At 66.7% G+C, this 13,666-nt stretch carries 1 protein-coding gene; it reads left to right on the forward strand.

Annotation, left to right across the window (positions count from 1 at the left end):
- Nucleotides 1-159: 159 nt before the first annotated feature.
- Nucleotides 160-13,666, forward strand: a 13,507-nt coding sequence (locus JZ791_RS13325) for a non-ribosomal peptide synthetase (protein ID WP_216894620.1), incomplete at its 3' end; no start/stop codon positions are given.

Below are 13,666 nucleotides of genomic sequence, written 5' to 3' on the forward strand. Positions count from 1 at the left end.
AACAAGATCGGCCTGAGCGACGGATTACTCCTTTGAACACATATGTCTGATTGAGATTCGAAGGCATCCCGACCGCTGAACGCCGCACCGGATAGGTACGCGTTCACGTTGGTGTGCCATGGGGAGCGCCACGCGGTGTTCCGGAAGTGAGGTTGTGGGTTGGACCGGCTGGATTTCGGCGGAAACGGCGAAGCTGGCAGCGAGATCGCGGCCACGCCGGTAGTCGGGGATGAGCTCTTCCCGCTGTCGCCTGCGCAGTTGGGTATCTGGTATGCCCAGCATCTGGATCCCCAGGTGCCGGTCACCATCGCCCAGTACGTCGACCTGCACGGGCGCCTGGATCGCCCCCTGCTGCGGCAGGCCAGCATCGATGCCTCGGAGGAGTTCGGTTCCGGCTTCCTGTGCATCGTCGAGCGCGACGGTGAGCCCCGCCAGTACATCGACCCCACGATTCCGGACCGCGATGACATCTTCTATGTCGACCTGCGCGCCGAGGACGACCCGGAGACCGCGGCCCTCGAGTGGATGCGCGCGGAGTACAGCCGCCCGCTGAACATGGTGACCGACCGGCTGGTCCGGCTCGCGGTCCTGCAGCTGCGCGACGATCACTGGTACTTCTACCTGCGCGCCCACCACATCGCACTGGACGGCTTCAGCGCGATGAACTACGTCGGCCGCCTGGCCGAGCACTACACCGCGGCCGTGAACGGCACCGAGCCCGCCCCGCTGAAGGTCTCCGACCTGCGCAGCCTGGTCGAATCCGAGTTCGAGTACCGGGAGAGCACTCGCTTCCAGTCCGATAGGGAGCACTGGGCGCAGCGCGTGGCCGGGCTGGAGGGCGGGACGAGCCTGGTCGGCGGCGCCGCCCCGCCCGCCCCGCTGAACGGCCTCGCCAGCGAGGTGCTCTCCGACGACCGCGGCGCGCTGCTGGAAGCGTCTGTGGCCCGGCACGATTCGACGCCGGCCGCACTGCTGATCGCGGCCTTCGCCGCCTATCTCGCCCAGTGGACCAGCACCGAGGATGTGATCCTGAGCCTGCCGGTCACCGCGCGCACCACCGCCGTGATGCGGCGCTCGGGCGGTGTGACCTCCAACATCGTGCCGCTGCGACTGCACGTTGGCTACGGCACCACCGTCGCCGACCTGCTGAAGTCCGTGACTGTGGAGGTATCCGGGGCGCTACGGCACCAGAGGTACCGGCACGAGGACATCCGGCGCGACAGCGCCGACGGCGGTGTGGTCACTCGGGAGTTCTTCGGCCCGTGGGTCAACATCATGCTGTTCCACGACCAGATCGCGCTCGGCGACATGGTCGGCCAGATGCATGTGCTGTCCACCGGCAGCATCGAGGATCTGGGCGTCAACTTCTACCTGACCGAGGGCGGTACGCGCTCGCGCATCGACTTCGAGACCAACCCGAATCTGTATTCCGAAGACCTGACGCGAGAACACCATTCGCGTTTCCTGGAATTCTTCGACCGGTTCCTGGCCGCGGACGCCGACCAGGCCCTGTGGGCGCTGCCGATCACCACCGACGGCGAACTCGACCGGACACTGGTCGAATGGAACGAGTCCGGGCACGAGGTGCCCGAGACGACGCTGACCGCGCTGCTGGACGCGCAGATGCGGCGCACCCCGGACAACGTCGCCCTGGACTTCGAGGGCCGGACCCTCACCTACGGTGAATTCGCCGCGCGGGTCAACCGCTTGGCCCGGTATCTGATCTTCACCGGGGTCGGCCCGGAATCTCTTGTGGCCCTTGGCATGCGGCGTTCGCTCGATCTGGTGGTCGGCATGCACGCGGTGCTGGCCGCCGGTGGCGCCTACGTGCCGATCGACCCGGATCATCCGGCCGAGCGCACGGCTTACATCCTGGAGTCCGCCGCACCGGTCTGCGTGCTGACGGCCTCGGACGACGAGCTGGCGCTGCCGGGCGGCGTGCGCGAGGTGCGGATCGACACACTGAACATGTCGGGATATTCGAAGGAGTCGATCACCGACGCGGATCGTCTTGCGCCGCTGCTTGATTCGAATACCGCCTACGTGATCTACACCTCTGGCTCGACCGGCCGCCCCAAGGGCGTGGCCGTCACGCACCGGGCGATCGTGAATCAGCAGCTGTGGATGCTGGATCAGTACGGCCTCACGGCCGACGATGTGTACCTGCAGAAGACAGCGACCACCTTCGACGTGTCGCTGTGGGGCTACTTCCTGCCGTTGATGGTCGGCGCGAAGCTGGTCATCGCCACCCCGGACGGGCACCGCGATCCGGTGTACGTGGCGCAGGCCATCGCGCGGCACGGCGTGACGGTCACCGATTTCGTGCCGTCGATGCTGACGGTCTTCACCGGCCAGGCCACCCGTGACCAATGTGCCTCGTTGCGAGCGGTTTTCGTGATCGGTGAGGCCCTGCCCCCGGAGACCGCCGCGGCCTTCCGCGCGATCAGCGACGCGGGTCTGCACAACCTCTACGGCCCCACCGAGGCCGCGGTCTCGGTCACCGCCTGGCAGGCCACCGCGGCCGATACCGGCATCGTGCCGATCGGCGCTCCCGAGTGGAATGTCGAAGTGTACGTGCTGGATTCGCGGTTGCGTCCGGCCGCGGTGGGTGCGGCGGGCGAGCTGTATCTGGGCGGGCGGCAGCTGGCGCGGGGCTACCGCGGCCGGGCCGATCTGACCTCGGACCGGTTCGTCGCCGGTCCGTACGGCCTCCCGGGCGAGCGCATGTACCGCACCGGAGACCTGGTGCGCTGGAATGCCTCCGGTGCGCTGGAGTATGTCGGCCGCACCGATTTCCAGGTGAAGTTCCGCGGTCAGCGCATCGAGCTGGGCGAGATCGAGACGGATCTGCTCGCGCATCCGGCCGTCAACCAGGCGGTGGTGCTGGTCGCCGACACCGCGACCGGGCAGCAGTTGGTGGCGTATGTCGTTGCCGCCCTGGGTATGTCCGTCGATCCGGCCGACCTGACCAGGTTCGTCGCGGAGCAGTTGCCGGCCTATATGGTGCCCGCGTCGGTCATGGTGCTGGACGCGTTGCCGCTCAACACTTCCGGCAAACTGGACCGCAAGGCCCTGCCCGAGCCGGTATTCATCGCCGACGCCGCCGGATATCGGGCCCCGCGCACGCACGCCGAGGAGATCGTCGCCGGGATCTTCGCCGACGTGCTGAGCCAGGACCGGGTCGGCATCGACGACAACTTCTTCGACCTGGGCGGCAACTCGCTGGTCGCCACCCAGGTGGTCTCGCGTATCTCCGCGGCCTTCGGGGTCACGCTGGGCGTACGGGCGCTGTTCGAGACCCCGACCGTGGCCGGTATTACCACGCGGGCCGAATCCGCCACGCCGGCACAGACTTCCAAGCCGCCACTGGTCGCACTCGGCGCCGGGGCGGACAGCCTGCCGGTTCCGCTGTCGCTCGCGCAACAGCGGATGTGGTTCATCAACCAGTTCGACCCGGCCGCGCCGACCTACAACCTGCCGTTCGTCGTGCGGTTGCGTGGCGCCGTCGATATCGCGGCGCTGACCGAGGCGCTGCTGGATGTAATGACGCGCCAGCAGTCGCTGCGCACGCTGTTCCCCGAATCCGAGGCCGGCGGTGGCTATCAGCAGGTGCTGCCGGTAGAGGAGATCGACCTCGGCATCGTGGCGCTGCCGCTCGCGGAATCCCAATTGGCAGCGACGCTGATCGAATTCGCCTCGACCGGTTTCGACGTCACGCGCGAGCTACCGATTCGAGTGCGGGTCTACCGGGTGGCGGGCGGCAACGGCCACGGCGCCGACTATGCGCTCGCCTTCGTGCTGCATCACATCGCCGCCGACGGCTTCTCGTTCGGGCCGCTGGCCCGCGACGTGACCGCCGCCTATCTGGCTCGTGCGAAGGGGGAGGCGCCGAGCTGGTCGCCGCTGCCGGTGCAGTACACCGACTTCAGCCTGTGGCAGCGCGAGGTGCTCGGCTCCGACGACGATCCGGATTCCATAACCGGCCGCGAAATCGCCTATTGGAAGGGCGCTCTGGAGGGGCTGCCCGATCAGCTGAATCTGCTGGCGGATCGCCCGCGTCCGCCGGTGCAGAGCTTCCGCGGCAGCCGCATCACCTTCGACATCGATCCGGACCTGCATATCCTGCTGTCCAGATTGGCTCGGGCGCAGGGTGTTTCCCTGTTCATGGTGCTGCACGGTGCGCTCGCGCTGCTGCTGGCCAGGCTCTCGGCCACCGACGACATCGCGATCGGAACCCCGGTCGCGGGGCGTGGTGAGCAGGCGCTGGACGACCTGATCGGCATGTTCGTCAACACGCTCGTGCTGCGCTCGCAGATCGACGCCGGTGAGACGTTCATCGAACTGCTTTCCCGCACGAAGGAAAGCGATCTGTCCGCCTTCGCGCACGCGAACATTCCGTTCGAGCGACTGGTGGAGGTGCTGAACCCGGCCCGTTCGCAGGCGCGGCATCCGCTGTTCCAGGTGCTGCTGTCCTTCCAGGAGCTCTCGTACGCGACCTTGGAGATGGACGGGTTGTCGGTGACCGCCGAGGAACTCGACGTCGACATCGCCAAATTCGATCTGCAGTGGACGCTGACCGAGGAGCGCAGCGCCGAGGGCGCCCCGGCGGGGGTCCGCGCGGTGGTCTCCTATGCCACCGACCTGTTCGATGCGGCGACCGTCGCCGAGTTCGGCGACCGTTACCTGCGGATATTGCACGCGGTGGTCGCCGATCCGGCTAAGCCGGTCGGCGATATCGACGTGCTCGCCGAGGCCGAGCGGGTATTGGTCCTGGATACCTGGAATGCCACCGCCGTCCCGATGCCCGAGGCCACGACGCTGGCCTCGCTGTTCGCCGAGCAGGTCGTTCGGACCCCGGACGCCCCCGCGGTGAGCTTCGAGGGGACGACTCTGTCCTACGGCGAGTTCGCCGCCCGGGTGCACCGCCTGGCCCGCTACCTCATCTCACTCGGGGTCGGCCCGGAATCGCTTGTCGCGCTTGGTATGCGCCGCTCACTGGATTTGGTCGCCGGCATGTACGCGGTGACGCTCGCCGGTGGCGCGTATGTGCCGCTGGATCCCGATCACCCGGTGGAGCGCACCCAGTATGTGCTCGACAGCGCGCGTCCGGTGTGCGTGCTGAGCACCGTCGAGGACGAATTCGAGGCCGGCCCCGGCGTTTCGGTGCACGAGATCGACCGGCTCGACCTGTCCGGATATTCCGATGCCCCGCTGACCGATGCCGATCGCTTGGCGCCGCTGCGTGATTCGCATACGGCATATGTCATCTTCACCTCCGGTTCCACCGGTCGGCCCAAGGGTGTCGTCGTCACTCATGGGGCGATCGTCAACCAGCAGCTGTGGATGGTGCGGCAGTACGGGTTCGACGCGTCCGATGTCTATTTGCAGAAGACCGCGACCACCTTCGATGTGTCGCTGTGGGGCTACTTCCTGCCGTTGATGGTCGGCGCGAAAATGGTCCTGGCGACCCCGGACGGACACCGCGATCCGGGCTACGTCGCCGAGATGATCGAGCGGCACGGGGTGACGGTCACCGATTTCGTGCCGTCGATGCTGACGGTGTTCGCTTCGCAGGTGACGTGGGACCAATGTGTCTCGCTGCGTGCGGTTTTCGTTATCGGTGAGGCGTTGCCGCCGGAGACGGCGGCGGGCTTCCGGACGATCTCGGCCGCCGGCCTGCACAACCTCTACGGCCCCACCGAGGCCGCGGTATCGGTCACCCACAGGACCGTCACCGAGGCGGACACGAAGACTGTTCCGATCGGCGTGCCCGAATGGAATGTCGAAGCGTACGTGCTGGATTCGCGGTTGCGCCCGGTGGCGATCGGTGCGCCCGGTGAGTTGTACCTGGGTGGCCGGCAGTTGGCGCGGGAGTACCGCGGCCGCGCCGATCTGACCTCGGACCGGTTCGTCGCCAACCCGTACGGCGCGCCCGGCGCTCGCATGTATCGCACCGGTGACCTGGTGCGCTGGAATTCCACCGGTGCGCTGGAGTACATCGGCCGGACCGATTTCCAGGTGAAGTTCCGTGGGCAGCGGATCGAGCTCGGTGAGATCGAGACCGATCTGCTCGCGCATGCTGCCGTGAGCCAGGCCGTGGTGCTGGTCGCCGACACCATGACGGGTCAGCAACTGGTGGCGTATGTCGTTGCGGTGCCGGGGATGTCGGTCGATCCGGTGGAGCTGACCAGGTTCCTGTCCGAGCAGTTGCCCGCGTATATGGTGCCGGCCTCGATCATGGTGCTCGACGCGCTGCCGCTCAATACCTCCGGCAAGCTGGACCGTAAGGCGCTGCCGGAGGTGGTGTTCACCGCCGGTGTCGCGGGTTACCGGGCTCCGCGCACGCAGACCGAGGAGATCGTCGCCGGAGTCTTCGCCGATGTGCTGGGCCTGGACCGGGTCGGCATCGATGACAACTTCTTCGATCTGGGCGGTAATTCGCTGGTCGCCACGCAGGTGGTCTCGCGCCTGGGTAACGCGCTCGACATCCGGGTGCCGGTGCGCATGCTGTTCGACGCCAGCACCGCGGCCGCGCTCGCGGCCCGCATGGAATCACATGTCGGAGATGGCGGCCGCGAGGCGCTGGTCGCGCGCGTGCGGCCGGAGCGGGTGCCGCTGTCGCTGGCTCAGCAGCGGATGTGGTTCCTCAACCGCTTCGACACCGACTCGGTGGTCGACAACATCTCGGTGGCCATTCGGCTGTTCGGTGACCTGGACGTGGCGGCGCTGCAGGTCGCGATCATCGACGTGATCGATCGTCACGAATCGCTGCGCACGGTCTTCCCCGAGACCGGCAGCGCCCCGATACAGGTCGTGCTCGACGCGGCCCGGATCGTGCCGGACCTGACCCCGGTCCCGGTCGCCGAGGCCGATATCGTCGAACATCTTGTCGAGCTGGCCTCGGTGTCCTTCGATGTCACCAACGAAGTGCCTTTGCACGCACGGCTTTTCGAGATCAGTGAGACCGAGTACGTGCTCGGCATGGTGGTGCACCACATCTCCGCCGACGGCTGGTCGATGGGTCCGCTGGCCCGCGACGTCATGGTCGCCTATGCCGCGCGCACCAACTGGGAGCCGCCGGCCTGGGCTCGCCTGTCCGTGCAGTACGCCGACTACGCGCTGTGGCAGCACGAGGTGCTGGGTTCCGAGGACGATCGGAATTCGCTGATCTCCACTCAGATCGGGTACTGGACCAACGAATTGGCCGATCTGCCCGATGAGCTCGTGCTGCCCTCGGACCGCCCGCGCCCGGCGGTGGCCACGTATCGGGGCGGCACGCATACGTTCGTGATCTCGCCCGATATCCAGTCCAGGCTCGTGGAGTTGGGCCGCAGGCACAACGCGTCGCTGTTCATGGTGATGCACGGGGCCCTGGCCGTGCTGCTGGCGCGGTTGTCGGGGATGGACGATATCGCCATCGGCACGCCGGTCGCCGGTCGTGGCGAGGCGGCGCTGGACGATCTGATCGGCATGTTCGTCAACACGCTCGTGTTGCGTACCCCCGTACGGGATTCCGCGAGCTTCGTCGAGTTGCTCGGACAGACCCGCAATACCGACCTGCAGGCGCTCGCGCACGCCGATGTGCCCTTCGAGCGGCTGGTCGAGGTGCTCAACCCGGCTCGGTCGCAGGCGCGTAATCCGCTGTTCCAGGTGGCGCTGTCGTACGAGAACCTGCCCGACCGCAACTTCGAACTGCCCGGTTTGCGGGCCACCCCTGTCGATTTCGACCCGGGGATCGCGAAATTCGATCTGTCGCTGACCCTGCGCGAGGCGGACAGCGAGACTGCCGGCATGCTGGGTGAATTCTCCTTCGCCCGTGATCTTTTCGACGAGGCCACGATCGCGGTCTTCGCCGAGCGCTTCATGCGGCTGTTGGACGCGATCGTGGAGCGGCCGGAGCTGCCGGTCGGCGATCTGGGGATCCTGGCCGACGCCGAGCGCACCGAACTACTCACCCGCACCGGCGATCTCGCGGTGGCGCCGTCGACGCTGCCCGACATCATCGCCGCGGCGGTGGCCGCCAATCCCGACGGGCAAGCGGTCGTGTTCCGGGACCGAGCCCTGACCTACGCCGAACTCGACGAGGCCGCCACTCGACTGGCCCGCACTCTCATCGCGCGCGGGGCCGGACCCGAAATGCTGGTGGCGGTCGCCGTTCCGCGGTCGATCGAATCGGTGCTGGCGATCTGGGCGGTGACTCGCACGGGAGCGGCCTATCTGCCGGTGGATCCGACGTATCCCCCGGATCGGATCGCGCACATGATCTCCGATTCCGGCGCGAAGCTGGGTATTACGCTGCTCGCCGAGGCCGCCGCGCTGCCGCCGATCGTGGACGGCAGCTGGCTCTCGCTCGACGATCCCGAGCTGGCGGCGGAGGTGGCGGCCGGCTCCGCCGCGCCCATCACCGATGCCGACCGGCTCGGCGTGCTGCACCCGCGCAATACCGCGTATGTCATCTATACCTCGGGTTCGACCGGCCGGCCCAAGGGCGTGATGGTCACCCATGCGGGCTTGGCGAACTTTGCCACGCTTCAGATGGAACACTATGGCCTGGACCGGAATTCACGCGCGCTGGCCTTCGCCTCCCCGTCCTTCGACGCCTCGGTGCTAGAATTGCTGCTGGCTCTGGGATCTGCGGGTGCGCTGGTGGTGGTCCCGCCGGGAACCTACGGCGGTGACGAACTCGGCGAGCTGATCGCCCGCGAGCGGGTCACGGTCGGCCTGATCACACCGTCGGTGCTGGCCTCGCTGGATCCGATCGCGCTGGCGGGCATGGCGGTCATCATCGCCGGCGGTGAGGCGCTCTCGGCCGACCTGGTTACCAAATGGTCTGTCGCACCTGTCAATTCGGGTACGGTGCGGCGCTTCCACAACGCCTACGGTCCCACCGAGGCGACCGTGGCCACCAATATCAGCGACCGGCTGCGCCAGGGTGATCAGGTCACCATCGGCGGCCCGGTCCGCGGTATGCGGGCGCTGGTTCTCGACAGTCGGCTGCATCCGGTGCCCGAGGGCGTCGCCGGTGAGCTGTACGTCGGCGGAATCCAGCTGGCCCGGGGTTATCTCGCGCGTACCGAGCTGACCGCGGCGCGGTTCGTCGCGGATCCCTACGGTGTCCCCGGTGAGCGCCTGTATCGCACCGGCGACGTGGTGCGCTGGCGGCGCACCGACGGGCATGACGCGGCGAAGGTCATCGAATATGTCGGCCGCAACGACTTCCAGGTGAAGATCCGCGGTTTCCGCATCGAACTCGGCGAGATCGATGCCACGCTGGCCGCACACGGCGACGTCGACTTCGCGGTCACTCTCGGCCACACGATGGAGACGGGCGCGACCGTGCTGGTGTCGTACGTGCGCGCGGCGCCGGGTCGTGCGGTCGATGTCGCTGCGCTGTCGGCCCATGTCGCGGAACGTCTTCCGTCGTATATGGTCCCCACCTCGATCATGGTGCTGGACCAGATTCCGCTGACTCCGGTCGGTAAACTCGATCGCCGGGCGTTGCCGGCGCCCGAGCTGGCCGCGCGCGAATTCCGTGCTCCGGTGACGTTGATCGAGCAGCTGGTCGCGGATATCTTCGCGGAGTTGCTGGGTGTGGAGCGGGTCGGTGCGGACGACGATTTCTTCGCTCTCGGCGGTAACTCGTTGCTCGCCACACAGGTCGCGGCGCGTCTGAGTGCCGCGCTGGGCGCCTCGGTCGGGGTGCGGACGCTGTTCGACGCGTCGACGGTGGCCGCGCTCGCGGCGGCCGTGGAATCGAATACTCATGGTGATCGGGTCGAGCTGGGCAGTCTGAAGCGGCCGGAGCGGGTGCCGTTGTCGCTGGCTCAGCAGCGGATGTGGTTCCTGAACCGGTTCGACGCGGAGTCGGCGGCATATAACGTGCCGGTGGGCGTGCGTCTTTCCGGTGCGTTGGATGTCGCCGCGTTGGGCGAGGCGCTCGCCGACGTGGTGGCGCGGCACGAGGTGCTGCGGACGGTGTATCCGGAGCATGACGGCGTCGCGTATCAGATGATCATGCCTGCCGCGCAGGCGATTACGGACCTGACTCCGGTGGTGGTGCGGCCGGATACGTTGCCGGACACCATTGCCGCGCTGGTCGGCGCCGGCTTCGACGTAAGCGCCGAGGTGCCGGTGCGGGTCAGGCTGTTGCGGGTCGAGACCGGCTTGGATCAGGAGGACAGCGCCGAATACGTGCTGATGTTCGTGGCGAATCATATTGCCGCGGATGGCTGGTCGATGGGTCCGCTGACGCGGGATCTGATGACGTCGTACGCGGCCCGGGCCGCGGGACGGGTGCCGGTCTGGGCGCCGTTGGCGGTGCAGTACGCGGATTACAGCATCTGGCAGCGAGCGTTGCTGGGGTCGGAGGATGATCCCGGTTCGCTGATGAGCAAGCAGATCGGCTATTGGCGTGATGCCTTGGCGGGTCTGCCGGATCAGTTGGAGTTGCCGTCGGATCGGCCGCGTCCGGTGGTGCAGTCGTTTGCCGGTGGCCGGGTCGACGTGTGTCTCGATGCGGCGACTCATGCCGCGTTGGTGGAGTTGGGGCGCTCGCAGGGCGCGACGTTGTTTATGGTCGTGCATACCGCGCTGGCGGTGTTGCTGGCTCGGTTGTCGGGTACGGACGATATCGCGATCGGTTCGCCGATGGCGGGTCGTGGCGAAGCGGTGCTGGATGATTTGATCGGTATGTTCGTGAACACGTTGGTGTTCCGGACGCAGGTCGACGGTGGTGTGTCGTTCGGGGATCTGCTGGCGCGTCAGCGTGAGCTGGATGTCGCGGCGTTCGCGAATGCGGATGTGCCGTTCGAGCGTCTTGTGGAGGTGTTGAATCCGGTTCGGTCGACGGCGCGGCATCCGTTGTTCCAGGTGGGTTTGTCGTTCCAGAATTTGGCGCAGGCGAGTCTGGAGTTGCCGGGGCTGATCGTGTCCGGGCTGGATATCGATACGGTGACTTCGCAGTTCGATCTGCATTTGATCGTGTCCGATGATTATGACCAGGACGGAACTCCGGCCGGCCTGAACGGTTTCTTCACCTACGCGACCGATCTGTTCGATCGGGATACGGTGCAGGGCTTCGTGGATCGGTTCGTGCGCCTGCTCGGCGAGATCATCGCCGCGCCCGCCGCACCGGTGGGTGATATCGACTATCTGGTCACGGGTGAGGTCGAGGAACTGGTATCGCGCCGCAACGCGACCGGGCACGAGATCGATCGGTCGGCGACGTTGGCGTCTCTGCTCGGTCGCACCGTCTCGGAGACGCCCGGTGCTGTGGCCTTGGTTGCCGCGGATGGTGCGCGGGTCACCTATGCGGAGCTCGATGATCGCGTGAATCGCCTGGCGCGGCACTTGATTTCGTTGGGTGTGGGTCCGGAGTCGCGGGTGGCGTTGGCGTTGCGTCGTTCGGTGGATCTGGTGGTGGCGATGTATGCGGTCGCCACTGCGGGTGGTGCGTATGTGCCGGTGGATCCGGATCAGGCTGCTGAGCGGACCGATTACATTCTGGAAACGGCTGCGCCGATCTGTGTGCTGACCAACGCGGAGGCGGAGTTCGATACGGCCGCTGTGCAGGTGGTCCGCATCGATGAGGTGGATCTGTCGAGTATCGACAACGCGCCGATCGGTGCCCGCGAGTCGGTCGTCCGGTTGCGGCCGGAGAATACGGCGTATGTGATTTTCACGTCGGGTTCGACGGGTCGTCCGAAGGGCGTGGCCGTTCCGCATGCGGCGATCGTGAATCAGTTGCTTTGGGAGACTGCTGAATTCGGCTTGGGTGCTGATGATGCGGTGTTGTTGAAGACCGCGGCGACGTTCGATTTGTCGGTGTGGGAGTTCTGGACTGCGGCGGTGTGTGGTGGCCGGCTGGTGATCGCCGCGCCTGACGGTCATCAGGATCCGGGGTATCTGAACGAGTTGATGGCGCGTGAGTCGGTGACCACGCTGCACGTCGTGCCGTCGATGCTCGATGGGTTGCTGACGGTATCGGAAGGGGCACTGCCGAATTCACTGCTGCGGGTGTTGGCGATCGGTGAGGCGTTGCCGGGTTCGGTGGCGCAGCGGTTCCGCCGGGGCAACGCGGGTGTGCTGTTCAATCTGTATGGGCCCACCGAGACGGCGGTGTCCATTACCAGCCACCAGGTGACCGATGCCGATCAGGCCGCAGTGTCGATCGGTGCGCCGGAGTGGAACAGCCGTGTCTATGTGCTGGATTCGCGGTTGCGTCCGGTTCCGGTTGGTGTTCCGGGTGAGTTGTATCTTGCTGGTGCGCAGTTGGCGCGTGGGTATTTCGGTCGTGCGGATCTGTCTGCGGATCGGTTCGTGGCCAACCCCTTCGGCGCAGGCCAGCGCATGTACCGCACGGGTGATCTGGTGGCGTGGAACTCGGACGGTGAGCTGGATTATCGGGGTCGTACGGACTTCCAGGTGAAGATTCGTGGTTTCCGGATCGAGCTGGGTGAGATCGAGGCGGCGCTGTTGGCGTTGCCGGGGATCGCGCAGGTTGCGGTGTTGGCGAAGTCGGATCCGCGGGTTGGTGATCGGCTGGTCGCATACCTGGTGTCGGCCGCTACGGTTGATGTGGCGTCTGTGAAGTCGGAATTGGCGTCGACGCTTCCCTCGTACATGGTGCCCGCGGCGTTCGTGGTGCTGGATGCGCTGCCGTTGAACGTGAACGGCAAGCTGGACCGTAAGGCGTTGCCGGAGCCGGAGTTCGAAGGTGCGGTGTTCCGTGCGCCGTCGACTCCGATCGAGCAGGTCGTGGCAGGCGTATTCGCTGATGTGCTGGGTGTCGAGCGCGTCGGTGTCGATGATGACTTCTTCGCTTTGGGCGGCAACTCGTTGTTGGCCACCCAGGTGGTGGCTCGGGTGGGGGCCGCGTTGGATGCGCGGGTGCCGGTGCGGGTGGTGTTCGAGGCATCGACGGTGGAGAGCATGGCCGCTCGGGTGGAGCGGCATGCCGGTGAGGGTGGTCGTGCGGCGTTGACGGCGGTGCGGCGGCCGGAGGTTGTGCCGTTGTCGCTGGCTCAGCAGCGCATGTGGTTCCTGAACCGGTTCGACCAGCAGTCCGCGGCGTACAACGTGCCCGCGGCGGTGCGGTTGAGCGGCCGGCTGGACGTGGCGGCGCTGCGGGCGGCGGTCGGCGACCTGGTGACGCGCCATGAGGTGCTACGGACCGTGTACCCGGAGACTGAGCAGGGCGTGGCGCAGGTCATTCTGCCGCCGGGGCAGTCCGTGCCCGAACTGGCCGTGTGGACGGTCGATTCGGCCGCGTTGGAGACCTCGTTGGCCGAGTTCTTCTCGGCGGCATTCGATGTGACGGCCGAGGTGCCGTTGCGGGTGGCATTGTTCGAGATCAGCGGTGCGACAGGAACATCCGCCGATGATCGCGAGTTCGTGCTGGCGGTGGTGGTGCACCACATTTCCGGTGATGGTTCGTCGATGGGGCCGTTGACGCGGGATTTGATGACCGCGTATGCGGCTCGTGCGGCGGGTGTTGCTCCGGGTTGGGCGCCGTTGGCGGTGCAGTATGCGGATTACAGCATCTGGCAGCGTGAGGTGCTGGGGTCGGAGGATGATCCGGAGTCGTTGTCGGCTAGGCAGGTTGCTTACTGGCGGGAGCAGTTGGCGGGTTTGCCGGATCAGCTGGATTTGCCGGCAGATCGGCCGC

The organism is Nocardia alni (assembly GCF_019038435.1).
Classification (GTDB): Bacteria; Actinomycetota; Actinomycetes; order Mycobacteriales; family Mycobacteriaceae; genus Nocardia; species Nocardia alni.